Below are 24,298 nucleotides of genomic sequence, written 5' to 3'. Positions count from 1 at the left end.
AGCCGCAATATAATCAGCGTCCTTGCGAAACGGAGCAAGAACAAGCACCCAGTCCAGCTCGTTTTCCTTTCGCAACTCGTTCATTTGGAATCGGGAAGGGGGTTGTAGGCCACGACGGTAACGCTGCCGCTTTCGATGATCAATTCCCGGACATCGAGATCATGCGGGCCGTGGCGCTTCTTGACCACCGTAATATTGCGTCGCAGGCGCCCTTCATGCTCGATGATCCGCAACAGCAGGACCGTGTCGCCAAGAAAACTCACATCGACGTCGATCCCGACATTCTGCCCGAGGAGCCCATGCTGAGCCACAATGAGCATCGTCAACACCCCGGAACGCGCCAGGTACTTTAGCAGGGACTGGATGTCGCGCACCGCTTTGTCGCGGTGTGGCAATGAGTTGAGGTAACCCGTCAGGCTGTCAATGACGACGACTTTCGACTTGTTCTGCGTCACGGCATCCTGAACGATCCGGCCGAATTCACCCGGTGAGATCTCGTTAGGATTGAAGTCGCGAAGGATCAGCCTTCCGTCCTTATGAAACTGCCTGAGTTGCATGCCCAGGCCTTCTGACCGGCGAAAGAAAGTTTCCAGTCGCTCCTCAAAAAGGAACAGGGCTACATTTTCTCCACGCTCAAGCGCCGCGGTTGCATAGAGGGACGACATCGTCGATTTTCCGGTCCCGGCCTGACCAATGACCAGGGTTGTGGTTCCGGCTTCCTGGCCTCCGCCGAACATCTCGTCGAGTTCGGCAACGCCGGATTTGATCAGTTGTGGCTTGCCGCTATCTGATGCGGTGCTTGGCATTATCCGGGGGAATATCACCACGCCTTCGCCCTCCCGGATCGCCATGTCGTGATAGCCATCGGCGATCGGCACGCTGCGCATCTTGGATATCTCGACACGGCGGCGAACACCGCCGTACTCCTCCAGCGATTTGTCAAGCCGGATTACCCCGTGGGCCAGTCCCTCCACCTCTTCGCCGCTTCGGTCAAATCCTGGCGACTGGGTGTCAAGCAGCAACGCGACGACATCCTGTTTTGCCAGGAAGGCCTTGAACGCGATCAGCTCCCGGCGAAACCGGGGAGAATCGCCGGTGATCAACCGGATTTCGAGAAGGGAATCATAGACAAGCCGGCGCGGTTTATGTTCCTCGATCGCTGCCTCAACCGCCTTGCGCGTCTCGTCAAGCCGCAGGTCGGACGTCATGAATATGCTTTGATCATCGGCTTCGTTTACGGAGCCGGATGTCGCGAGTTCCTCGACACGGATACCGTCGAGTGTCCAGCCGTGCGACACCGCAATAGCCTTCAGCTCGGCGGCTGTCTGCGAGAGTGTCACGTAAATGCAGCTTTCGCCGGCAGCAACTCCGGCTCGCAAGAACTGTAGGGCGGCGGTGGTTTTGCCCGATCCTGGAGCGCCCTGCAAAATATAGAGATTGGATGCGGGAAGACCGTCGCGAAGAATCTCATCAAGTCCCGCGATTCCGGTGCTGACGACAGGGGGCATTTTCGGTCTCGGCATTTTTACCTTCCGCTGGCCACGCGCATTGGCATCGAGGGAACGTCACTGCAGTCAGATTACACTCATATCTATATTCGTCTTTCTGGAAACATCAAATCGTTCCTTGCCTGTGAAGATCAAGGGAGGAGTTATGTTTCGATCAAGACCGCAAAGCCGCCGAGCGTTCGGGAATCCGCGATCGCGGGGTCTATAAGGCGCGCCGCCCGGAGCGATGACTATGTGGAAGACGCCGTAAACGGCCTCCGAACATCAGCCGACGGTAGAATATCAGTTACAATCGAGCACGCGGCGTCCCTCTCCCAACCGAAATGTTGGCAGCAGTAGGACCGGTAGAGGCCAAAAGCCAGGTCGGGGTCGGTCGCCGGCCTTCATGCGGGCGCAATTGACCCCTATGAGTCATTACCGGCAGTCAATGGAATGGGCGCTGTCGTTAGGCAGTCAGTATAGCCTAGCCCCAGTCAGCAAGGCCGACGCAATGTCTTCCATTTCTACCCAGTATATTCGTGAGTTCAACCGGCTCAATGCTATGCTTGAGAGCGCGGGAATGCGCAGTTTTGACGATCAAGAACAACAAACGGCCAGGGACGTGGCTGCAAAAGTGCTGATCGATAAATTTCTCGAAAACGCCGAGCGCGAATAGACCCGCGGAAATGGTCTTAGACCCCGGTTCATTGTTTTTTCGGATTCCACATCCTTCATTGATAAGCGCCACATCGAGCCCTGAACAGTCCGTTTCGTTCCCCCGGCCGAGGTTCGTTCAAGGTCCTGGCCGGCTTAATGACACCGAAATGGCGGTTGACGTGTGGTAGCCTGGGCGGAACGCCTCGAACCAAGGAATAAACGGCCCAATGCGATCTGCTCGCCTACAAATTCAGAGGTGGCGCGTCGGGCCTGCACCAGGCCCTCCGAAAGGGGGAATTCGAGCGTGCGAAGGTGCACAAGAAGACCTGTCGAGACTTCATTGGTTTTGCTAATCAGCGCCTGCATCAAGAAGCTCAATCAGCGCCGCCTGCTCGGGACCATACGGCCTCAGAAGCAGAAACTCCTCGACACGTAACTCCGTCTCGTATCCGCCTGACGCTGGATTGCCTTTGTGACGTACGACAGATGTCCCATCCTCTCGCGTCCCCAGGGACCAGTTATCACCATTCGAACTTGCAGCAAATTGTTTGAAATCCGTCATGATCGTTGCCCTCTCGTCATTTTCTGAAAGACGCATGCGCAGCCGAGTGCAGGTTATGGAGCGAGACCGCACTGGAGCAGTGTGATTATGCCCGGTCGAAGGTAAAGGAGGTCAACAAGGTCGTGACGAAATTGCTGGCCTTCTCCTTGACCACAAGCTCCGTCCACTCGTCCGTTCCCCGAAACCTCAGATCCGCGTGGATGCTGTCAACGGCGGCTGCCTCGATGCGCTTGATATGCTCTTTAAACTGCTCCTCGCCCTCCCCACGGTAAAGATCGCGGATCACCATCCGCAAAATCTCCTGGATAGCGATCTGCCATGCGGTGTTTATCGCGTTCAGCTCATTTGTCGTCGCTGACATGAAATTCGCCTTTTCGAGTTGATGTTCTCAAGTCATCATTGGCAATGCGCCCGTATGGTTCGCAAGAGCACGGGAAAGTGCGATTGTGGAGCCGCTTAACCCGCCGAACGGGCAGTCGAGACCTTAGAGGCACGCTTGGCGATCAATGCGGATGTTGCAGATTTCCGATCCGCGAGTTCTTTTGCGAGGCGTGCAGTCCTCAGCCTTGCCGTTTTTTCATTATGTGCCTCAACGGCAGCGTGCCCCTTTTCCTCGGGACGATCCTTCGCAAGGGCGGGAGCCTGAAGCTTGCGAAACGCGATTTCTGCCTGCTGACGCAGTTTGCTTTGTTGTTGTGTCATGAAGTCCCTGTCTCTCCGGCCTGTGGCCGAACGAAAAAGGCCAGGCGAAACGCCTGGCCTCGATGAAATTGCTCCCGGCAGTGCCAGTACATCCGTGGTCAAAGGGGAGCGGATCTCACTTATGCAGACTGCAGATTGGTCGCAGACATCTTGCCAGACTTGTTGTCCCGCTCAAGTTCGAAACCAATCTTCTGGCCCTCTACGAGTTCACGCATTCCTGCGCGCTCGACAGCCGAAATGTGAACGAACGCGTCTGCACCGCCATTGTCAGGCTGAATGAAGCCGAAGCCTTTTGTGGAGTTAAACCATTTTACTGTGCCAGTGGTCATGATGGACCCTTTCCAAGCATAGAGTGACATACCGCGCAACGGATGAGACGCGGGCATAAACCGACTATTTTTGAAAGAGAAGTTCGCTTAGGGCGCGGTGCCAATCGCACGGTAGACAAGCTTGGCAAGCAAAAGATCGATGGTGGAGATATAGGGCACCTGCGAAGGCAAGTCAACGATTAGTTTTTGGTGAAGCGCCTCTTCGCCTACTGGTTGTGTATCACTGCTCCGCGTCGTCCAGGCCGCCCGGGATGAGGAACGTCCCCGACCGACAGCCGTGGTTGACTCGGGAAGATTTCAAATAGAGAGCCAGCGGGATTTCAGAACAGTCGCCTCCTAGTGTGGACGGTCTGTTATTGTGGCGTCCTCTGTCCTTAAAGTTCAGGGCCGAGCTCTTCGCACAAGTGGTCGGCACGATCCCAGCCGCTTTCTTCCGGCAGCAAGCCGCCGATCTGGCCAATGCCGCATCGAAAGTGAAATCCGGCGCAGCCAACGCTTCTGCCTGAAGCGCATCCATCATGTGCTGCGCAAACGGCCACCCAGACGAAGACCCACACCGAGGCTCAAGGGCGCTAACCATTTCTCGCGAGGAAATCTATGAGTGTCCGCGTCGCGGTCGAGAGGCGCCGGTGTGGTGCAAAGACGAGTGAGAATGGCCGGGACCGGCCCCGGGCGTGCTGCAGCACCTCCACAAGCCGACCCTGTTCAATACGGTCCTGCACGATGAAATCGTAACTTTGGCAAATACCAAGTCCGCTTTCCGCCAGCGACACGACGCCGAGGACGTCATCGAATACCTGGACCTGGCTGGCTGGCGTCCAGTCGAGGTCGCGTCCGTCGACCCGAAATAGCCATGGCGCGCAGCGCCCCGTGCTCGGCATGATGAAAGGCAGGCACCGGTGTTTCGCGAGGTCTTCAAGTTGCAGCGGAACGCCCGCCCGCTCAAGATACCGAGGAGAGGCGACCAGCCGCAGCGGCGCATCCTCGAGCTTGCGCGCTGCCATCCCACTGTCGGGCAACGGGCCCAGACGGATCGCGAGATCGTACCCCTCCGCCACCAGATCGACGTTGCGGTTCGTAATACTCAATTCAATCTGTACCTTCGGGTAGGATTGCATGAAGCGGTCCAGCATCGCCGGCAGCCTGTAATGGCCGTAGGTGGTCGGCACGCTGAGGCGAATATGCCCCCTTAGCGCAGCTCCCGTTCGGCCCTGTAGTCCGCGTTCCGCATCATCAATCATGGAGAACGCCGCGCGCGCCTGCTCCAAATAGGCACGGCCTTCATCTGTCAAACTGAGGCGCCTCGTGGTACGGCGCATCAATTGCGCCCCAAGCCTGCTTTCCAGGCGGGTGATCGCCCTGCTAAGGACCGACGGCGTCGTCGAGAGCACGACCGCCCCCTCGGTCATCGATCCCTTTTCGGCAACGGTGACGAACGCTTCCACGTCACCGAGATGATCAAACCTTCGCGCCATTTTGACCTCTTGTGAATAAGTATTCTTCTTCAGGGGAGCTTTACTCCCGATTTGGGCATCAATGAAGTGCTTTAGCGCTTCTTTGCCGAGCGGAGACGTAGCCTTCAACTGTCGCCAACATTCTTGCGTCAGCGGTCGTTGATGCGCCCGGGACAATCGCCTCGCCGGCCACAAAGGCAGCCTGCTAGCAAGGGCCACTGGAGCTCTTGCTCGCCGGCTCGCAGCCCATGGGATCGTCCGACGGACAGCAACCGGCTTCGTCGCGCCAGCGAGCTCCCGAGCAGCGAGAAAAATCACGCGACGTGTCCAGGCATCGCTTCCGCAGACCGGACGAAGTTGCTGCTGCATTCCGGTTCCTGCTGCCGGCGAAGGTGGTTTCTTCAATTGCCAGTGTGTCGACGACGTAGCAGTCGCCAAAGCGTTGCATCGGCTGGCTGGACACGGGAAACGAACCCGTCGCTGCGGCAGCATGGCCGACAGTCCCATTCTGTCCCCTCAAGAACAAATGATTTCCCCGGAGGTCAGTTTATCTGCCGTCGAAGCTTAATACATTTACATCATCGAACGCGCTCAGGTCCCCCCGATTTCAGGAGCAAATCATGAAAAGCACAACCCAGGCCGTCAAACCGGTTCTCTTCGTCCTCACCAGCCATGGCCTCAAAGGGAACACCGGCGAACCCACGGGATTCTACCTCGGAGAAGTCACTCATCCGCTCGCCGTTCTGGATGCCGCTGGCATTCCGGTCGAGTTCGCCTCGATCGATGGGGGGGAGCCGCCCGTCGACGGCCTCGACCTCAATGACAAGTTTAACGGTCGTTACTGGAACAGCGACGGCTTCCGCCAAGCCATCCGCAACACGATCCGCCTCGCCGATGTCGCCCCGCAAAATTACTCGGCAGTCTTCTTTGCTGGCGGTCATGGCGCAATGTGGGACTTCCCCACAAACCCGGCCGTGAATGACGTCGCCCGCGAGATTTACGAGGCGGGCGGCGTTGTCGCAGCTGTGTGTCACGGTCCCGCCGCCCTGGTCAACGTCACGCTAAACAACGGCACCTGGCTTGTCGCTGGCAAGAATGTAGCGGCCTTCACCAATGACGAGGAGCGGGCCGTAAAGCTCGACGAGGTGGTGCCCTTCCTGCTTGCCAGCACGCTGACAGCCCGCGGCGCGCATCATCATCCGGCCGCCGACTGGACCGCGAAGGTCGTCGTTGATGGAAGGCTAGTCACCGGCCAGAACCCGCAATCGGCAACCGGCGTCGGCGAAGCAATTCGCGACCTGCTTACCGCATAACCGAACACACTTCATTACTCGTAACGAGCATTCCCTGCCCGACGGGCAGGGACGGCTTTCGCATGGAGAAAAACATGAAAACCATCCGCATAATCGCCGTCGCGCTCGCTCTTGGCACAAGTGCCATCAGCGCCCATGCCGGCAACGTCCTCATCGTCCTTTCCGATTCCGGTCATCTTGATCTGAAGAATGGCAAGGATTTCAAGACTGGCTTTTATCTCAACGAGCTGATGCAGCCTGTAGAGGCCTTGATCGAGGCCGGCCACGACATCACCTTCTCGACCCCGACAGGCAAGGCGCCGACGCTCGACAAGTCGTCCGTGGACAAGATGTATTTCGGCGGCGACGAGGCCGCGATGCAAAAAAGCATCGCCATGCTCGACCAACTCAAACTGACCTCCGACAGCGCTTCTCCGGTCATAAGTCTCGCCCGCGTCGAACAGATCGGTTACGACCACTTCGACGCCGTCTATGTGCCGGGCGGCCATGCCCCGATGCAGGATCTTCTGGTCAGCCGAGACCTCGGCAAGCTGTTCACCAACTTCCACAGCAAAGGCAAGCCCACGGCGCTTGCCTGCCACGGTCTCGATCGCACTCCTCTCGGCGCTGCCGGATGCGACGACCTTCACTGCGCAACTGGAGAAAGGCGTTTCGGCGAAGGCCGGGAACTGGATCTATGCGGGCTATAAGATGACCGTCATCAGCAATCAGGAAGAGGAAATCGCTAAAGGTCTGCTCAATGGAGGGGAGATGAAGTTTTATCCACAGACGGCATTGGAAGCCGCCGGAGGCGTCTATGTGAGTAATGAGACGCCGTGGTCACCCAACGTCGTGACCGATCGGGAACTGATTACAGGGCAGAATCCCGGCTCGGCCAGCGCTGTAGCGGCTGAATTGCTTCAGCGTCTGAGATGACCATCTGGAGAGGTCGCCAGCGCCGCCTCCTGTGCGGAACGGCGCTTGTGGCTTCCTTGGTGTTGGAGGCCCTGCCGGATTTCCGGTCGAGCGACCTTGGTCGGTGAGAGCAGACATTGAATGAGGTCGGCCGGTGGACGTCACACCGCGACGCTTTTTCCCGACTTCCCAAGAGGCTGATCGATGTCACATTAGGGGCATTGGTCGGGGATGCCATGATGTCAGAGCCACAATTGAAGTTACAAGCCATGATGGCGGCCCCGCATGCGCATATCTCCCAAAGGCCGGTCTCAACATTCAAGATATCCCTCTTGAGATCGGAAACTCCTGCTGGACGGCCCGCTTCAACGCTCTCCAACAAAATCCCGTGGAAGCACACGTCATCACCGGCACCCGTTATTCAAATCGTACAACGGATTTCAGCGGAATTTTAGCCACCAGGACGCCATCGCTCCTGACGACTTCAAACTCTGCGCCGTCCACAACCTCATTCTTCAGGATTTTCTCTGCCAGCATTTCCCTCGCAGCCTGTACGGCTTCAACACGGGCGCCCTCGTCGCTGGACAGTACTGCGCCTTCCGTATCCAAAGAGAGACCGTCAGCGTCCCGGACGTGGAAAAAATACCTTGGCATCGTATAATCCTGTTTTCCTCCGGTAACCAACTGCCTCTCATCGTATTGGTTCCGTTCGCCGATTCCGCGATGGAGAATAGCGCAGAACCAATGACTTGGCTGGAGCTCGCGAACCGGCGGGGACAGAGGAACAAATCAGGCGCGCCGGCGAAATCCAGCGCGAACGTTCGGATTTCGCTTCGATTGCGTCGCGCCGTCCCAATGGGAAATGCGACCAGCAAGAATGCCGGCTCTTCGCTCGTTTGGAGACGTTCAACCATGGGCGCTTAGCGCCGGATCATCGGCGGCATCCCGACGTTCACCGATCGAACCGGCCAGTCAGCCTGTAGATGAGGAACAGGATCACGGCGATGGCCTCTAATCCGGCGGCAGCAAGACCGATCGCCTGGACGGAACGACTTGCAAGGATCGCGGAGCCGAGTGCACTGCCCACGCCGAAGCCAGCATACATAACCGACGTGTTGAGGGAGAGCGTAACGGGCGCAACTGGCGGGCCTCCAGCACTGACGAGATGGGCCATCTGCGCAGGGTAAAAGCCCCAGACAGCGATGCCCCACAAGACAATCGCCCCCATTACCGGGACAACCGCCTGGCCCGGCGACAGAAAGGCTGCGCATGCCGCTAAGGTGAGGAACGCCAGCGTCAGAAGACCCAAGGTTGCTCCGATCGTGTAGCGTGAACCGAAACGGTCGTTGATCGAGCCGCCGAGTGCCATACCCAGCACGGCCGACACGCCCCAGACGGATATGGCGACGGATACACCGTCATCGCCGAAGCCGACAGTCGCGTGGAGGATGGGTGCAATGAAAGGGTATACCGTGAAAGCGCCCGTCGCCCAGAAGAACGTCAGCGATAGTGCCTTGATGACGGCTGGTTGGCCGGCGACCCGCAGACGGTCGGAAACGCCCGCGACGCGAATACCGTCTCCCGCTTCCTTTGATACTCCGAGAAACAGGCCAATGGCAGCGATGGCGGCGAAGAACCCGACGCAGAGAAAAGTCGCTCGCCAACCGAGGGCATGACCGATCACCGAACCTAGCGGCAGGCCCAAGGCAATGGCGATGGTCGCGCCGCCGGTTACGATGGCGAGCGCCCGCCCGCGCCGTTCCGGCGCCACAAGCGTCCCGACGAACGCGCTGGCGTTCGGCAAGTAGAGACCCGCCGACAGCGCCAGCAGGACTCGCGCGGCGATGATCCCGCCAAACCCGCTAGAGCGCCACGCCGCGATATTGGCCGCCGCGAAGGCGACCATCGCCCCGATCAGAAGCGCACGGCGGTTAATCCCGGCGGTCGCAATTGCCAGAATGGGAGAGCTGATCGCCAGCGTCAGCGTAAAGATTGTGATGAGCAGCGCTGCATATGAAACCGGCAAGGCGAGATCGTCAGCGATCTGCGGCAGGAGCGGAGCGATCATGAATCCTTCGGTGCCGATGGCGAAGGCTCCGACCGACATGCTGTAGATGGGCAGCAAGCCAATCCTTTCGGGCGGGGTCTTGTTTCGCGTAACTGCAGTGGTTTGGCTCTGCGGCTCAGTCTTCATCGAATGTCCTCTTACAGTTTGACGGATGGTGAAACCTAGCCTTGAAGACGAATGTCTCAAATGTCATAGTCACGTCATTTCAAGACATTCAGGACGGATCCCATGCCCACAGTCGGATTCCTGCTTCATCCCGGATTTTCTCCAATGGGGCTTGCCATTGCGGCGGCGTTCGACCTCGCCAACCAGCAGCGGTCGGGTCGTGTAGGCTCCAGAGTCTACAACCTCGTCATGCTCTCGGACGCCGGCGGCCTTGTCCGCGGGGCAATGGGGATCGCCGTCGAGTCCGAACCGTTGTCCGATCGGCATCTGGATCTCATCATCATCGGTGGCGGCGTTGAAGCGGCGACCCCGGCGACGATCGCGTTTCTCCGGAATGCTGTGGGTCGCGTCAGCCGGATCGCGGCCACCTGTACAGCGGCGTTCGTGCTCGCTGAAGCAGGGTTGCTCGACGGACGACGGGCGACGACACATTGGGCGCGGGCGCGCGAACTCCAGCTCCGCTATCCCCTGGCGAAAATAGAGGAGGATCGCATCTTCGTGGAGGACGGGCCGATCTGGACTTCAGCAGGCATGACTGCCGGGCTTGATCTGGCACTCGCGTTCATCGAACGCGATCTCGGAACGGAGGTGGCCCGGTCTGTCTCGCGCGCACTGGTCATGTATCACCGACGCACAGGCGGACAGTCGCAATTCTCAACCCTTCTCGAACTCGAACCGAAGTCTGACCGTATCCAGAAAGTCCTCACCTATGCGCGCCGAAACCTTGCCAACCGACTGGATGTGGAGGAGCTTGCGGCCGTGGCCGGCATCGGCCCGCGGCAGTTCACGCGCGTTTTCGTTCAGGAAACCGGTCAATCGCCGGCCAAGGCGATTGGGAGCCTCCGACTTGAAGCGGCCCGCAGCCTGATGGAGGACACCGGACAGACGATCGACGTTGTGGCGCAACAGACCGGATTTGGGGACCGTGACCGGATGCGCCGCGCGTTCCTGCGCGCCTTCGGTCAGCCACCGCAAGCTGTGAGGCGGTTAACCCGCCCCTCTTACCTGGAGGGGACGGAGCGGACTCAACTGCCCTGATAGCCGAGGCTCTATCGCAGCGGATGAAAATTCAGTGGCAGGTCATCAGCAATTAAGTTCTTTTCTGGTTCGTTTGAAGGTGTTCGGCAATTTCAATTGGTCACATCGAGGCGCTGCAAAGATGGGCGTTGTGCGGAAGTCTGCTTGACTGAGAACAACGAACGAACAATTACCAATATCGGTAACCGTTGACGTAAATTAGACTTATCTCAATGAGATGATTAGTTTGCCTCTATCAAACCCGTTCCGGATTGCTCGAAGCGGCATGCAAAAGCATCCACGCAAGGGCGTCGTCCGCCGGTTATCTTTATTCCGGGAAAAATCTTATGAGCTGGGTCTTCTTAAGTGCCTGTCGACTCGCCGCATCAAAAGAGATGCAATGCTCAATATTTGTGCGTAACTCTGCTGGCATTTCTGGTCCACCGGCTTTCAGGAGCTTGTCGCCCATCGCTACAAGAGCCGCCACTTCGACAGCGCATCGGGAAACAGACATAGCTGGGCCGGGTCGCGTTTCTTCAACGTCATTGCGGGCGGTATAAAGCGTCAATAAATACCAGATCAGAAAGAAAGAGGACCAAAGCGTTATGCTTCCAAGAACATATGCGCGCACAGGTGTTTCCCCGCTATCTGCCAAACCCCGGAAGACCTTGAATCGCATATCTCGGGAGGGGTCCACGAGAAGGCACACGTTCCCGTTTCTGTACCCCGAACAGGAACAGCATTTCCCCTTTGAGTTTGAAAGGGTCGGTCATTCCACCCTGAAAAAGATCAATTATCTTACAAGTGGCCTTGTTGAATGACCGGTCGTCACCCGAGTACGTATCGATTTCAAAGCCGGCGTCTACCAACAGGGACCGCAACATATTCAGATCGTGAGGCGAAATCGGGCCGTATTTTTGCGCGGAAGACATCGCGTCCTCCTTTCGTTGGGGCCAAGGGATTTCACCTTGAAGCGGTAACGCCCTTTAAAAAGCTACCGAAGAAAGTAGCCTGCGCCAATTGAGGTTCATTAGCAAGGGAATTCCAGTGAGCTGGAATGCAGCCGCCGCTCAATGATGGCGAGTGACTGGGTTGTGAGCTTCGCTTGAGGTTCGAAACTGTAATCGCTTGCGTCTGGAGCAATTCAGGCGCACTGTAAAGTGTCAGTAGCGGTGTCAAGGGCACTACTGGTTGAGGGTCGGTTACCCTAGCCCCAACGAGAGGAGGACAATATGTCTTCCCACCCGAGCCTTGCAGCCATCTCTCCAGAGGAGATGGAGATGATCCAGTCAGTCTTGCAGAGGGCAGGTTATAACGCCACGTTGCTGGGCAATGACCAGCGACAATTCAACGCGGCCGCGTTTCTTGTGATGAGACTTTTTCTCGCGGGAGAAACATCTGCAGACGCACTCGCGGCACAATTGAAATGCCGTTTTGGAAATGCGGACTCTCCCAAACAATTACACCAATCACGGCCTGTCCTTGAGGCCATCAGAAGTGTTCCGCGCAATACGATCTACGTCCTGAACTTTTTCAGGAAGGCGCGTCATCAATCGATTGAGATAGATGAAAAGTCCTGCAAGAACGAAAGCGGCGAGCTATAGGCTCCCTATGTTAATCCTTCTCAGGGGCCGAAATCCACGTAGTGGGGTACAATAACAGATAAGGATGACCGTTGCGGCTCAGTGGGACGTAGTGTCAGGAAGAGTGAAACACTATGAAAGAACGAACGATATACAAAGAAATCACCTTCGCGAATCCCTTCGTATTGGATGGTTTAGTAGCACCTTTGGAAGCAGGAACATATCGTCTGGTCGTTGATGAACAGCTTATTGAAGGTCTCAGTTTTCCTTCGTATCAACCCGTAGCAACACACCTTGAGATACCTGCTATCTCCGCCCAATTAGTGACGCGCCAGTTCTTGCAGGTGTCCGCGGATGAAATAGAGCAGGCGCTGCAAAGAGATACCGAACAGTAATGAGGCCGGTCCGAACAGTGATCACCGTTTCACAAGTTGGCCGCCAAGTGCGCTGGTCGGTGGGCGCAAGCGGTAATTTAACCCTGCTTGCACGTTGCCTGGTTTTCTGTAGCAGAAATCCATCTTCGATGTAGCGCGGGCGGGCGCAGAATGAGTAAGAAGGATATTCCTGTGTTGCGCGCCTTCAGAGGCAAAAAGCTGATAGTAATAGAGCGGCGTCCGTCGTTGACGGCGGCGTGCCACGCGCAGCTTGTTGCCGCCGGTGCCATCATTGTCGGCCCGGCAACTTCTCTAGAACAAGTCTCGAACCTGTTGGAAGCCGGCGCTGCCGACGGGGCAATTATTGACGTCGAGGTTGACGTGGAGATGATGTTACACCTAGGCTTGCTTCTGGAATCAATGGCGACCCCGTTCGTTTTTGCATCTTTCACGAAAGTGAACCCTGATGGCTACGCTCTTAGCGGTGACAGGAAGCATCTCCGCAAGATTGCGGACGCGCTCTTTGGCCTGCCTGGAACATCATCCACGCTTCATTGATAATCAATCGGAACGCGACTGTTCGGGCGGCCTTTTTTAAGCGGCTGGATTTAATACAAAACACCCGGAGCACCTACCCCATCGTTGCAAGAAGCTGGACGTCCATCATGCGATTGTCGCCAGCTTCCGGAAATTCTCAGAGGATTTTCGACAATCGTCACTTCCACGGGGTGATCACCAAACTGCTCATCTCGCGTGAACTTGGCCGCCCAGCGGGGAAGAGCGCGTCAACGCAGACAATCATCAACTCCAGACAAAATAGGCGGGAGCATGTAGCAACCCCAGGTGCCGACAGCAGCAGCCGTGGTGCTCGCGATGTTTTCAGGAGCCGCTGAGTCTACGGGAGTAACGAGCGCGAGCAATCTCCCACGGAAGTGGCCGCACGGTCGAGCGGCCAGTGCCAATAATCAGGCCGCAACCACGGCGCGCGCATCATAGTCGGCGGCCCATTGCAGCGATGGTCGCTCGCCGCAGCGCTCAATCCAGGCCTTGACCACGTCGCTCTCCGGCGTCGCTGCAGGGTACCAAGCAAAGGGTGAATGCAGCAGCAGATCGACAGCTGTGTATCGCTCTCCCATCAGGTAAGGGTTATCCTTGAGCGCGGTTTCGAGGCGTGCCGCAAGCTCCGCCGGGCTGCGGAAGGTGAAATCCACAAAAGGATGCGAAATCCCGGCTGCCTGCATGATCAGCACAGGTTCGACCACGCCGGCGTACCAGGCAAGCCAGCTGAGATATCTACCGCGCTGCGGATCGCCGGCAACAGGCGCCATCTTCTTTTCCGGAAAAAGATCCGTCAGGTACTGGATGATCGCTATGCTCTCCCAGATGACGACGCCGTCGTGGTCGAGCAGCGGCACCTTGCCTTCCGGATGCGGGTTCTTTGGATCTCTGCGACCGCTGCCGTCGCCGCGGGTGATATCGACGATCTTGATCGCGACCTTGTCGATGGCGTCTAGTTCGCGAAGCAGGGTGACGATACGTGTCGAGCGCGAGCGGGGGGCGTGAAAGAGCGTTAGCATGGGCTGGTTCCTCGGTTGCGTTTGGCGATGCGGATCTTGTACAGTCCGCCAACTGCCAGTTTCCGTCAGTAGGCTCCATCTATCCTCCAAAGTCATGGCTCGTAGTGATCGTCTGTTCCGCCTGCTCCAGGCGCTTCGCACTCTCCCCTCCCCGGTGACGGCCGCGCGCCTTGCCGAGGAGACCGAGGTGTCGTTGCGTTCGCTCTATAGGGACATCGAGAGCCTGCGCGCCGCAGGTGCCGTCATCGATGGCGAGCGCGGTTTCGGCTACAGGCTGACGGAAGACGTCGCCTTGCCGCCGCAGACGTTCACACGGCTTGAAATCGAAGCCCTGGTGCTGGGCCTTGCCGAGGTGCGGCATATGGGTGAACCGGCTCTCGCGGCGGCCGCCGGCGCCGTGCTTTCGAAGGTCACAGCAACGCTGCCCGATCGACTACAACGCCAGACACTGCATGCCGCCTCCCAGGTTTATCGGTTCGAGCGCCGCGACCCGCCGCTCGCCAACGTCGGCCTTCTGCGCGAGGCTTGCTGGCAAGAACGCGCCGTGGTGATAAGCTATGTGGACGCGGAACAGCAACGGGCCGACCGGCAAGTGCTGCCGCTGGCGATCGTCTATCTGGAGAGGACGCTGGTGTTGCTTGCCTGGTGTTGCCTGCGCCAGGATTTCCGCAAGTTCCGCGTCGACCGCATCGCCGACATCGAGATGACGGAGGAGAGCTTCCGACCGCGCCGGGTTCAGTTGCTCAGGGACTTTGTTGCCATTCTGAACACCGGTGCGCCCGAAACATCAAAGATGATCTTGTCCGGCCAGTAACCAAACGACGATACAGCTTCTCACCTCCGGGAAAACCATCGACTTGATATTTTGTCCCCTGTGGGTTTCATAACTTCATTTTCACGATTAGGCGCACCCGTGATTTTGTGGATTGGATCAAAACGCTGAAGGACTTTCGTGCCCGGGCTCGAATTGCCGACCGCATTGACCGTCTCGCCGCAGGAAATCCTGGAGATGTAAAGCCGGTCGGCGAAGGCGTGAGCGAACTCCGCAGTAATTATGGACCTTGGTTATCGGGTCTACTTTGTCCGTGACGGGTTGATCATCGCCCTCTGCAGCTACTTCATCAGCTTTGCGAATTTCATTAGGTTTGGCGCGGTTCGACGAGCCGGTCGCCGGCATGAACTGCTGTGGTGGGTGTGCACGTCAACCATCACGGTCACGACCTCACGGTTCATATAGCCGCCGATGCTGGCCTTTCCAAGTTTCGAACTCGCTCCAGCGGCATTGTTGTGAGCGCCTATCGTCCCACATAACGGGCCCGGGGTCGGATCAGCTTGTCATCCAGCTTCTGCTCCAGCGCATGGGCGACCCAGCCGACGGTTCGTGCGACGGCAAAAAGTGCGAGTGCCGCACCGCGCGGCAGCTTCAGGCTTCGCCGGAGGCTGACGAGCGCCACATCGCAGGTCGGCAGTTGCCCGGCAGTGTCGTTCATCATCTGCAGAAGCTCGTCGCGTTGCGCATCCGGCGGGAGATAGGGCAGCAGGCCAGTCGCTCGTGGGTCACCGTCCGGATAGAGGGGATGATGAAAGCCGGGAATGGCTTCACCCCGGCGCAGGCGCTCGTCGATGACCCGCTCGACATCCCCATATCGCTCCAGCTCGTCGAATAAAAGTTCGACAAGGCTTGTCATGCCGCCATGCAGGGGGCCGCTCAGCGCAGAAAGCCCCGCATTCAGGCAGGCGCCCAGCGATGCCCCCGTCGAAGCGACGACGCGCACCGCAAATGCCGAGGCATTGAGTTCGTGATCGGCCTGCAGCACCAGGGCCCGACGAATAAGATCCGCGCCTGCCGCATCCGCCTGCCATGCGTCCGCGAGGAACAGGTGAACCGCCTGCGTCTTCGGTTGGCTTGAGATGCAGGCACCGGCGATACCCCGCAACATGGCTGCGGCCCCAGGCCAAAGTCGCCGGTTGTCACGCCGCCAGGCGGTCACGCGGCCCGCCTCTAAAAGAGGGAGAAGTGCCTGGCACCGCTCTGTCAGTGGCAGATTTCTGGCAAAGCCTAGTATCGGTTGTGGCCACGGTGTTGGGACAGCCTTTATATCATCGAATGGATCAGCTTCGCCGCAGTCCCATAGCAGCCGGGCAACATCCTCAAGGCTCGCCGTCTGCGAAACAGCAAGAGCGTCCTGACCGCGATAACGTAACTGGCCCTCCGCAATTTCGGTAATGCCGGACTCGAGCACGGGCAACCCCCAGTCAAGCGCAGCCGCAGCCACCTGCCGGGGACGCCGTCCAACGTTTTTTCTCTTCTTCAGCGCTTCGATGTCGTGTGCGCTGTAGAGCCTACGGCGCGGATCGTCGGCTGTGTCGCTCGTGTGGATCAGTCCACGGCTTACATAGGCGTAGAGCGTTGCGCGGCTGATGCCCAATTCGGCCGCAGCGCGATCGGCGGTCAGGAACTTGTCGGAGTGCCCCATGATGATCTCGTATTGATTGTATGAATCAAGATTGACCATATATATGCATCGCAGCATCCTCAAGCATGTTACACGTTTAATGAGGAGATTGACCATATCTGCCACCCCCGCTCTTGTAGGCAAAAACCCCGCTCCCGGCCTTGATGATGTCGTTGCCGCCGAAACTATGCTCAGTCATGTAGACGGCCAAGCGGGCGAGCTTGTCGTTCGGGGCCATCATCTGGCAGAGCTGGCCGATTGGACTTTCGAACAGGTGCTGGAACTTCTGTGGTCCGGGCAAACGGCGATGAAGATCACAGCCGAAGACATTCGTTCGCAACTGGGTAAGGCGCGGCTGCGCACATTCGAACTGATGCAGCTTCTACTTCCGGGCCTGTCCGCCCTCACCTCCGTCGAGGCCTTGCGCCTTCTGCTGTCATCGTTGCCGGATGATGAAACCACCCCGCATCATTTAGTGGCTGTGGCAGCCGTGCCGGTCTTTGCCACGGCCATCATCCGTAACAGGCAGGGGTTTGCACCGATAGCACCCGATGCGTCACTTACCCATTCTGCGGATTTCCTGAGAATGCTGTCCGCCACATTGCCTTCTACGGAGAAAGTGCGCGCCCTTGATACATATCTGACCACCGTTGCCGATCACGGGCTGAATGCTTCCACCTTCACTGCCCGGGTAATCGCCTCGACCGGGGCCGGGTTGTTTTCATCGGTCGTCGGTGCGCTTTGCGCCTTGAAGGGACCACTTTGCGGGTTTCGGTAATTCGCGGACAGGGATTCCATTAAATCCCGGACAGCGATTTCACTAAATCCGGGACAGCATTTCCGCTAATTCCCGGACAGCGATTCCGGTAAATCCCGGACAGTCTTTCGGCATAAAGAGATCGACTTTCGCACGCGCCGTTTTGCCATTCTGGACCTCGATTTGAACGAGGGGCTGATGAATGGCGAGACGGAAGCAGGTGAGACTTACTGACGTGAAGGACATTCGATCGATATTGCGACTGACGCACGAACAGGGGCTTTCGGTTCGTGCGATATCGGAACGGCTGAAGATCAGCAAAACGACCATTTCGACCTACCTGCTGCGGGCGCGTGAGGCCGGGCTGACGGGCTGGCCGTTGCCGCCTGGGCTGGACGATGATGGCATTCTGCAGCGCCGCCTGTTCCATTGTCGCGGCCGTCCGCCCCAGGACATGCACGAACCCGACTGGGGCAAGATCGCCAGTGAATTGAAGCGGAAGGGCGTGACACTGACGCTGTTGTGGCAGGAATATCGCGAACGGCACCCCAACGGTTACGGATACACGTGGTTCTGCGAGCGGTTCGCCGCTTTCGAACAGCGCGCCAGCGCCACCTTCCGCAATCGCCACACTGCCGGCGCGGCGATGCAGACCGACTACGCCGGCCAGACCGTCCCGGTGATCGATCCGGTGACGGGCGAAATCCGGCTGGCGCAGATCTTCGTCGCGGTTCTGCCAGCCTCCTTGTACACCTTCGCCTATGCAAGCTTCACTCAACGGTTGCCGGACTGGATCGAGGGTCAGCAGCTGGCGCTGGGTTTCTTCGGTGGCGTGACGAAAGCCATCGTCTGCGACAACCTCAAGGCCGGCGTTGCCAAGCCCTTGTGGTTCGAGCCGACCATCAACGCCACTTTTGCGGCATTCGCCGAGCATTACGACACGACGATCCTGCCGACCCGTCCGAAACGGCCGAAGGACAAGGCCAAGGTCGAAGGCAGCGTTCTCATCGTCGAGCGCTGGATCCTGGCGCGGCTGAGAAACGACCGTTTCTTCAGCCTTGTCGATCTCAATGTGCGGATCAGCCAGCTTCTCGATGATCTCAATAGCCGGCCGATGCGCCGGGTTGGCAAATCCCGGCGGCAGCTCTTCGAGGAGATCGAGCAAGACGCGCTTGCGCCCTTGCCGGCAACGCCATTCGAATATTCCGAATGGAAGTCGGCAAAGGTTCATCCCGACTACCATGTCGAGGTCGACAAGGCCTTCTATTCCGTGCCGCACCGCCTGATCGGCCGTCAGGTCGATGTCCGGCTTACAAGCCGGATCGTCGAGATCTTCCATGATCACCAACGCGTCGCCAGCCACCGCCGGACGTCGCAGCGGGGCGGTCATGTCACCGTCAACGAGCACATGCCGAAGACACATCAGCATTATGCCAACACGACGCCTGCGAGCCTCATCAAGCAAGCTGCAAAGATTGGCCGCAACGCTGCAATCCTGATCGAGCGGCTGATGCGCGATAGACCTCATCCTCAGCAGGGATACCGCGCCGCTCAAGGCGTTCTATCGCTCGCGCGCCGGTACGGCCCCGAGCGTCTGGAAGCGGCGTGCGATCGGGCACTGACGATCAATGCGCTCAGCTATTCCTCCGTCAGCACCATCCTCAAATCCGGTCTCGATCAGGCCCCGCTTGGTGCTGAGCCAGTCAAGCCCACCCCGGTGCATGGCAACATCCGCGGCAGCTCCTATTACCAGTGAAGAAAGGAAGATACTCACATGCTCACACATCCAACCCTCGACCAGATGCATGCGCTCGGCCTATCCGGCATGGCGGCAGCATATCGCGACCTGGCCAATCAACCTGAGGGCAGCGATCTCAACCGCGATGAATGGCTCGGCCTGATGCTTGATCGGGAGATGGCCGTGCGCGGCGACAAGCGACTGACCAACCGGCTTGCAATCGCCAAACTGCGTTTCCCCGATGCTTGCATCGAGAACATCGACTTCGCCGCCGCTCGCGGCCTCGACCGCCGACAGCTCCTCTCGCTTGCCCAAGGCGAATGGCTCAAGGCCCATGAGCACTTGATCCTGACCGGACAAACGGAAACGGGCAAAACCTGGCTCGCCTGCGCCATCGGACGGCAGGCGGCCCGCCTCGATTATTCCGTTCTCTATGTCCGCATGCCCCGTCTCTTCGAGGATTTGGCGCTAGCGCGCCTCGACGGCCGGTTTCCCCGATTGGTCGACAAGCTCGCGCGTGTTCAATTGCTCATCCTTGATGACTGGGGAACCCACGCGCTCAGCGATCAGCAGCGGCTCGATCTCCTGGAAATCTTCGAAGAGCGCTACCGCCGGAAATCCACTCTGATCACCGCCCAGCTCCCCGTCGCGCAGTGGCACGAGATGATCGGTGAACCAACGATCGCTGACGCCATCCTCGATCGTATCGTCCATAACGCCCATCGAATTGCGCTCGAAGGAGACAGCATGAGGAAGCAAAAACCAAGACCGCTCTTGACCGAAGCGTAAAACGCCGAAATCAATAACCAATGACATCAACCAGGCGAACGAAAGTCGATCCCGCGAGACTGTCCGCGATTTAGTGAAACGACTGTCCGGGATTTACCGGAATCGATGTCCCGTTAATCCGAAATCCGCAACCACTTCACGGTGGCGCACCGGGCCCCGTACTGGATATGCTGGACGCCATTGGCGCCGAGGCGGAAATCGAACCGTGGCTGCTGGATGCGCTCGGGCGTGGAGAACGTCTTATGGGATTCGGCCACCGGATCTACCGCGTGCGTGACCCGCGCGCCGATGTGCTGAAACACGCGGTTTCCACCCTGAAAGAGGGCTCCGACCGCATTGCCTTTGCGGGTAAAGTGGAGCGAGCGGCACTAGCACTTCTCAAGGAAAAGAAGCCTCTGCGCCCTCTGCAGACCAATGTCGAATTCTATACCGCACTCGTGCTGGAAGCGGTGGGTTTTCCGCGCGATAGCTTCACCAATGTCTTTGCGGCCGGGCGTATGGCGGGCTGGACCGCCCATGTATTGGAACAGGAGCGCACAGGACGCCTCATTCGCCCACAATCCCGCTATATCGGTCCGCATCCAAGGTGAGATTTTGCGCAGCAGTGGAGTGCAAGAAATCCCACCTGCCTCCTCTCAACTGGAAAGACAGTACATCTCTCAAGCGCCATATAATAAGCAATCCAAATTGTTGCGGTGGTCGGCAGCTACTTGGCCCAACTGCCGGCCTAAAGACCACCTTTGCAGTTGAAAGGATTCGCACCATTATCCCCGAACTCAAAGACCTGGCATCAAAGGTTTATGAAAGTTGGCTCCATCAGGAGACCCATCGCAGTTTGCGGTTCGAATAATGACTTAACGGTGATTCTGTAGTGCAGCTACATTGTCCAAAGGACAGAAAGCGGCGCAGCGCGCAGCTTCTCCCCAAACGGCGTTACACGATCATGGTCAGGTAAAACCAGTCCCCGCACAAAAGATCACCCACCGCCTGCTCGAGTTGGCGAAGACCTCTAAATCGTCTGATTTGACCGTAGCGGATGCTTTGACTTCAATCCCAACCACGCGACCACGGCGGTCTTCGATCACGATATCGACCTCATCCTGATCTTTTGTTCGATAATGTGAGAACGTCAGACGGCGCTCTGACCAGGAGGCAAGCTTCAACAGTTCAGATACAACGAAACTCTCCAGTAGCGCGCCGAACCGGGTCTTGTCGCGTCGAAGACTATCCAGGCCGTCCTCTCGCAAGCTCGCGAGAAGACCGGTGTCGACAAAATGCAGCTTTGGGGTTTTTACGAGCCGGCTTAGTCGATTGTTCGACCAAGGCGGAATCTTCAGGAGCTATAATCCAAAGCGACAATAGCAGGGAGGACGACTGAGATGTTGCGGACGAACGTAAACGACCTGCTCGCCTTTATCGTCGTGGCGCGTGAACGAAGCTTCACCAAGGCTGCCGCTCAGTTGGGCATGTCCCAGTCAGGCCTCAGTCATTCGATCCGGGCGTTGGAAACCCGGCTTGGGGTTCGCCTGCTTACCCGGACAACCCGCAGCGTTTCGCCCACCGCAGAAGGCGAGCGATTGCTGAACTCGATCGCTCCCCGGTTCGAGGAAATTGAGGGCGAACTGCACCATCCGCATCACCGCCGAGGACTATGCAATCGATACAGTCCTTTGGCCGAAACTCGAGAGGGTTCTGCACCAATATCCAGACATCAAGGTCGAGTTCATCGTCGACTACGGTCTAACTGACATTGTCGCGGAACGCTTCGACGCCGGCGTCCGGCTGGGGGAGATTGTATCCCAAGGCATGATCTCGGTTTCGATAAGCCCAGACCAACGGATGATTGTCATTGGCAGCCCATCGTACATAAAGAAGCACGGCATCCCTGCTACCCCCCAGGAACTTACGTCGCATCAATGCATAAACCTGAGGTGTTGGTTTCCACGCAGAACTGAGCCGGTTAGGCGCATAATTTCCATTGAGAATTGAGCCATGTGAACCTTCCCCCCAACGCGGTGAGCGACGGGGGCAACGGAGTGATCCACATGGGACTTTTAAACATCATCCGCCGGATGGCGCTGCGCGAGAAGCTATCGATCCGGGAGATCAGCCGACGAACCGGTCTGTCGCGCAACACGATCGCGAAGTATTTGAGCGCTGGCACGATCGAGCCGACGTTCACGGTACCGGAACGACCGAGCAAGCTTGATCCGTTCGCTGACAAACTCTCGGGTTGGCTGAAGACGGAGGCCGGGAGGTCACGCAAGCAGCGCCGAACGTTGAAGCAGCTTCATGCAGATCTGGTGGCTCTCGGCTTTACCGGCTCCTATGGTCGGGTCGCCGCGTTCGCCCGTCAGTGGCGGGTTGAGCAGCAGACGGCCGGCCGAGGCATATTCGTTCCTCTGTCTTTCCGGCCCGGCGAAGCATTCCAATTCGATTGGAGTGAAGACTATGCCGTGATCGGCGGCGAGCGCACGAAGCTTCAGGTCGCGCATATCAAGTTGGCGCACAGCCGGGCCTTTCTGGTCAGAGCTTACCTGCTGCAGACGCACGAGATGCTCTTCGACGCCCACTGGCACGGCTTCCGTGTCTTTGGCGGCGTGCCCGCGCGTGGAATTTATGACAACATGCGCACCGCAGTTGATCGTGTTGGCCGCGGCAAGGAACGGCAGGTCAACGTCCGTTTTCTGGCGATGACGAACCACTACGTCTTTGCACCCGAGTTCTGCAATCCGGCGGCAGGCTGGGAGAAGGGGCAGGTCGAGAAGAACGTTCAGGACGCCCGACCACGGCTATGGCAACAGATGCCGGACTTCTCGGACCTGCCGGCATTGAATGCCTGGCTGGAACAGCATTGCCAGGACCTGTGGCGGGAGACACCGCACGGGAGCCTACCCGGTTCGATCGCGGATGTCTGGGCTGATGAGCGGGCCGCATTGATGGCACTGCCTGGCGCGTTTGACGGCTTCGTCGAGCAAAGCAAACGGGTCTCGCCCACCTGCCTGATCACCTTCGAACGAAACCGCTACAGCGTGCCCGCATCGTTTGCCAACCGGCCCGTCAGCCTGCGAATCTACCCCGAACGACTGGTCGTTGCTGCCGAGGGCAACGTTCTTTGCGAACATGTGCGGATCATTGAGCGCAGCCACGACAAACCTCCGAGGACGATTTACGACTGGCGACACTACCTTGCCGTCATTCAACGCAAGCCCGGAGCACTTCGTAACGGTGCACCCTTTATGGAATTGCCAGCCGCCTTCCGCAAATTACAGGACCAGATGCTCCGCCGCCCTGGCGGTGATCGCGAGATGGCGGACATCCTTGCTCTGGTGCTTCATCACGACGAACAGGTCGTCCTTCGTGCTGTAGAATTGGCTCTGGATGCCGGCGTCGCGACCAAGACGCATGTGCTGAACCTGCTGCACCGTCTGATCGACGGCAAGACAATCGATGGTCCCGATATAGACACCCCACAGGCGCTGACCTTGGTGCGCGAACCCAAGGCCAATGTCGAACGCTATGACGGCTTACGTGTCCGGATCGTAGGGGGTCGCCATGCGTCATGATCCTGCCAGTGCCGCCGTGGTCATCATGCTGCGGAGCCTGAAGATGTATGGCATGGCCCAAGCGATGCTGGATCTGATCGAGCAGGGAGCGCCAGCCTTCGATGCGGCCGTGCCAATCCTGTCCCAGTTGCTGAAAGCCGAGATGGCGGAGCGCGAGGTCCGCTCCATCGCCTATCACATGAAGGCAGCTCGCTTCCCGGCCTACAAAGACATCTCCGGGTATGACTTCGCCGCCAGCGAAATCAACGAAGCCACCGTGCGCCAATTGCATCGGTGTGAGTTCCTGGACGGAGCCCAGAACGTTGTCCTGGTCGGAGGCCCTGGCACAGGCAAAACACATATCGCGACCGCTCTCGGCATCCAGGCTATCGAGCATCATCGCCGAAAGGTCCGCTTCTTCTCGACCATCGAACTGGTCAACGCTCTTGAGCAGGAGAAGGCCAAGGGCAAGGCCGGTCAGATCGCCGAAGCCCTGGTCCGTCTCGACCTGTTGATCCTTGATGAGCTCGGATACCTTCCGTTTAGCGCGTCAGGCGGGGCATTGCTCTTCCATCTGTTGAGCAAGCTTTACGAGCGCACCAGCGTCATCATCACCACCAACCTCAGCTTCAGCGAATGGGCCACAGTCTTCGGCGACGCCAAGATGACCACCGCTCTGCTCGATCGGCTGACACACCGTTGCCACATCCTGGAAACAGGAAACGACAGCTTCCGCTTCAAGGCCAGCTCGGCCGCGGCGGCAGAAAAGAGAGGAGAAAAAGCCAGCCCATTGACCAAAGCCTGATCAGAAAACCATACTCAGAGGTGGCT

Annotated in this window: 23 protein-coding genes and 4 pseudogenes; 16 read left to right on the top strand and 11 right to left on the bottom strand. The window is 58.2% G+C overall.

The features are described from left to right. Positions 1-80: 80 nt before the first annotated feature. Positions 81-1,523 carry an ATPase domain-containing protein gene (locus QE453_RS25210; protein ID WP_309778690.1) on the bottom strand — a complete coding sequence of 481 codons (1,443 nt, stop codon included), beginning with the start codon at positions 1,521-1,523 and terminating at the stop codon, positions 81-83. Positions 1,524-1,998: 475 nt separating this feature from the next. On the opposite strand from QE453_RS25210, the gene QE453_RS25205 reads away from it, so the two are divergent. Continuing rightward, complete coding sequence (locus QE453_RS25205) at positions 1,999-2,163, top strand: hypothetical protein (RefSeq protein WP_168247159.1); 165 nt, start codon at positions 1,999-2,001, stop codon at positions 2,161-2,163. A 628-nt stretch (positions 2,164-2,791) separates the two neighbouring features. On the opposite strand, the gene QE453_RS25200 is transcribed toward QE453_RS25205, so the two are convergent. The 4 genes from QE453_RS25200 to QE453_RS25190 all read right to left on the bottom strand — a co-directional run bounded on the left by QE453_RS25200 (position 2,792) and on the right by QE453_RS25190 (position 5,320). Beyond that, the gene (locus QE453_RS25200; protein WP_309778689.1) at positions 2,792-3,067 is read right to left on the bottom strand and encodes a hypothetical protein; all 276 of its coding nucleotides are present in this window, start codon (positions 3,065-3,067) and stop codon (positions 2,792-2,794) included. A 95-nt stretch (positions 3,068-3,162) separates the two neighbouring features. Next, on the bottom strand, positions 3,163-3,408 hold the full coding sequence (locus tag QE453_RS25310; protein WP_404977908.1) for a hypothetical protein: 246 nt from the start codon (positions 3,406-3,408) through the stop codon (positions 3,163-3,165). A gap of 119 nt (positions 3,409-3,527) precedes the next feature. Then, positions 3,528-3,737 (bottom strand): cold-shock protein, encoded by a 210-nt coding sequence (locus QE453_RS25195; protein WP_034806062.1) that lies wholly within the window; start codon positions 3,735-3,737, stop codon positions 3,528-3,530. A gap of 572 nt (positions 3,738-4,309) precedes the next feature. Then, the gene (locus QE453_RS25190; protein WP_309778687.1) at positions 4,310-5,320 is read right to left on the bottom strand and encodes a LysR family transcriptional regulator; all 1,011 of its coding nucleotides are present in this window, start codon (positions 5,318-5,320) and stop codon (positions 4,310-4,312) included. A gap of 491 nt (positions 5,321-5,811) precedes the next feature. On the opposite strand from QE453_RS25190, the gene QE453_RS25185 reads away from it, so the two are divergent. Then, complete coding sequence (locus QE453_RS25185) at positions 5,812-6,504, top strand: type 1 glutamine amidotransferase domain-containing protein (RefSeq protein WP_309778685.1); 693 nt, start codon at positions 5,812-5,814, stop codon at positions 6,502-6,504. Between the two features lie 74 nt (positions 6,505-6,578). Further along, positions 6,579-7,419, top strand: a pseudogene (locus QE453_RS25180) (type 1 glutamine amidotransferase domain-containing protein). A 396-nt stretch (positions 7,420-7,815) separates the two neighbouring features. Here the strand turns inward: QE453_RS25180 and QE453_RS25175 are convergent. Beyond that, positions 7,816-8,052, bottom strand: coding sequence for a DUF6894 family protein (locus QE453_RS25175; RefSeq protein WP_142188069.1), 237 nt, complete (start codon positions 8,050-8,052; stop codon positions 7,816-7,818). A gap of 298 nt (positions 8,053-8,350) precedes the next feature. Further along, the gene (locus QE453_RS25170) at positions 8,351-9,592 is read right to left on the bottom strand and encodes an MFS transporter (RefSeq protein ID WP_309778683.1); all 1,242 of its coding nucleotides are present in this window, start codon (positions 9,590-9,592) and stop codon (positions 8,351-8,353) included. 102 nt (positions 9,593-9,694) lie between these two features. On the opposite strand from QE453_RS25170, the gene QE453_RS25165 reads away from it, so the two are divergent. Continuing rightward, a complete protein-coding gene (locus QE453_RS25165; protein ID WP_142188054.1) occupies positions 9,695-10,669 on the top strand; it encodes a GlxA family transcriptional regulator in 975 nt (324 codons plus the stop codon). Positions 10,670-10,976: 307 nt separating this feature from the next. Here QE453_RS25165 and QE453_RS25160 read toward each other — a convergent pair whose 3' ends face one another. Next, positions 10,977-11,279, bottom strand: a complete 303-nt coding sequence (locus QE453_RS25160) for a hypothetical protein (protein WP_142188055.1) — start codon at positions 11,277-11,279, stop codon at positions 10,977-10,979. Between the two features lie 601 nt (positions 11,280-11,880). Here QE453_RS25160 and QE453_RS25155 point away from each other — a divergent pair. The 3 genes from QE453_RS25155 (at position 11,881) to QE453_RS25145 (ending at position 13,163) form a co-directional block, all read left to right on the top strand. Beyond that, complete coding sequence (locus QE453_RS25155; RefSeq protein WP_142188057.1) at positions 11,881-12,252, top strand: hypothetical protein; 372 nt, start codon at positions 11,881-11,883, stop codon at positions 12,250-12,252. Between the two features lie 113 nt (positions 12,253-12,365). After that, complete coding sequence (locus tag QE453_RS25150; protein WP_142188058.1) at positions 12,366-12,626, top strand: hypothetical protein; 261 nt, start codon at positions 12,366-12,368, stop codon at positions 12,624-12,626. Between the two features lie 150 nt (positions 12,627-12,776). Next, complete coding sequence (locus tag QE453_RS25145; RefSeq protein ID WP_309778680.1) at positions 12,777-13,163, top strand: hypothetical protein; 387 nt, start codon at positions 12,777-12,779, stop codon at positions 13,161-13,163. Positions 13,164-13,570: 407 nt separating this feature from the next. Here QE453_RS25145 and QE453_RS25140 read toward each other — a convergent pair whose 3' ends face one another. After that, positions 13,571-14,182, bottom strand: coding sequence for a glutathione S-transferase family protein (locus QE453_RS25140; protein WP_309778678.1), 612 nt, complete (start codon positions 14,180-14,182; stop codon positions 13,571-13,573). Between the two features lie 94 nt (positions 14,183-14,276). Between QE453_RS25140 and QE453_RS25135 the strand changes: the two genes are divergently transcribed. Next, positions 14,277-14,996 (top strand): YafY family protein, encoded by a 720-nt coding sequence (locus QE453_RS25135; RefSeq protein WP_142188060.1) that lies wholly within the window; start codon positions 14,277-14,279, stop codon positions 14,994-14,996. Positions 14,997-15,073: 77 nt separating this feature from the next. Then, positions 15,074-15,419: pseudogene (locus QE453_RS25305) on the top strand (type II toxin-antitoxin system RelE/ParE family toxin). A gap of 58 nt (positions 15,420-15,477) precedes the next feature. On the opposite strand, the gene QE453_RS25125 reads toward QE453_RS25305, so the two are convergent. Continuing rightward, complete coding sequence (locus QE453_RS25125) at positions 15,478-16,659, bottom strand: citrate/2-methylcitrate synthase (RefSeq protein ID WP_309778676.1); 1,182 nt, start codon at positions 16,657-16,659, stop codon at positions 15,478-15,480. Positions 16,660-16,702: 43 nt separating this feature from the next. On the opposite strand from QE453_RS25125, the gene QE453_RS25120 reads away from it, so the two are divergent. The 4 genes and pseudogenes from QE453_RS25120 to QE453_RS25105 form a co-directional block, all read left to right on the top strand. After that, positions 16,703-17,416, top strand: coding sequence for a citrate/2-methylcitrate synthase (locus QE453_RS25120; protein WP_309778675.1), 714 nt, complete (start codon positions 16,703-16,705; stop codon positions 17,414-17,416). A gap of 181 nt (positions 17,417-17,597) precedes the next feature. Further along, positions 17,598-19,151 carry an IS21 family transposase gene (gene istA, locus QE453_RS25115; protein WP_309778673.1) on the top strand — a complete coding sequence of 518 codons (1,554 nt, stop codon included), beginning with the start codon at positions 17,598-17,600 and terminating at the stop codon, positions 19,149-19,151. An 18-nt stretch (positions 19,152-19,169) separates the two neighbouring features. Further along, on the top strand, positions 19,170-19,922 hold the full coding sequence (istB, locus tag QE453_RS25110; protein ID WP_309778671.1) for an IS21-like element helper ATPase IstB: 753 nt from the start codon (positions 19,170-19,172) through the stop codon (positions 19,920-19,922). Positions 19,923-20,053: 131 nt separating this feature from the next. After that, positions 20,054-20,512 (top strand): annotated as a pseudogene (locus QE453_RS25105) (citrate/2-methylcitrate synthase); the annotation flags it as partial. Between the two features lie 357 nt (positions 20,513-20,869). Here the strand turns inward: QE453_RS25105 and QE453_RS25100 are convergent. Further along, a complete protein-coding gene (locus QE453_RS25100; RefSeq protein WP_309778722.1) occupies positions 20,870-21,202 on the bottom strand; it encodes a DUF4143 domain-containing protein in 333 nt (110 codons plus the stop codon). Positions 21,203-21,301: 99 nt separating this feature from the next. Here QE453_RS25100 and QE453_RS25095 point away from each other — a divergent pair. The 3 genes and pseudogenes from QE453_RS25095 to istB (QE453_RS25085) all read left to right on the top strand — a co-directional run. Next, positions 21,302-21,854, top strand: a pseudogene (locus QE453_RS25095) (LysR family transcriptional regulator); the annotation flags it as partial. Between the two features lie 113 nt (positions 21,855-21,967). Beyond that, a complete protein-coding gene (gene istA / locus QE453_RS25090; RefSeq protein ID WP_309778670.1) occupies positions 21,968-23,488 on the top strand; it encodes an IS21 family transposase in 1,521 nt (506 codons plus the stop codon). After that, positions 23,478-24,272, top strand: coding sequence for an IS21-like element helper ATPase IstB (gene istB, locus QE453_RS25085; RefSeq protein ID WP_309778668.1), 795 nt, complete (start codon positions 23,478-23,480; stop codon positions 24,270-24,272). Before istA (QE453_RS25090) ends, istB (QE453_RS25085) begins: the two co-directional genes overlap by 11 nt. Positions 24,273-24,298 lie beyond the last annotated feature (26 nt).

The sequence above is a fragment of the Agrobacterium sp. SORGH_AS_0440 genome (genome assembly GCF_031453135.1).
Lineage (GTDB): Bacteria > Pseudomonadota > Alphaproteobacteria > Rhizobiales > Rhizobiaceae > Agrobacterium > Agrobacterium pusense.
This window is presented reverse-complemented; position numbering and strand designations above follow the sequence as displayed.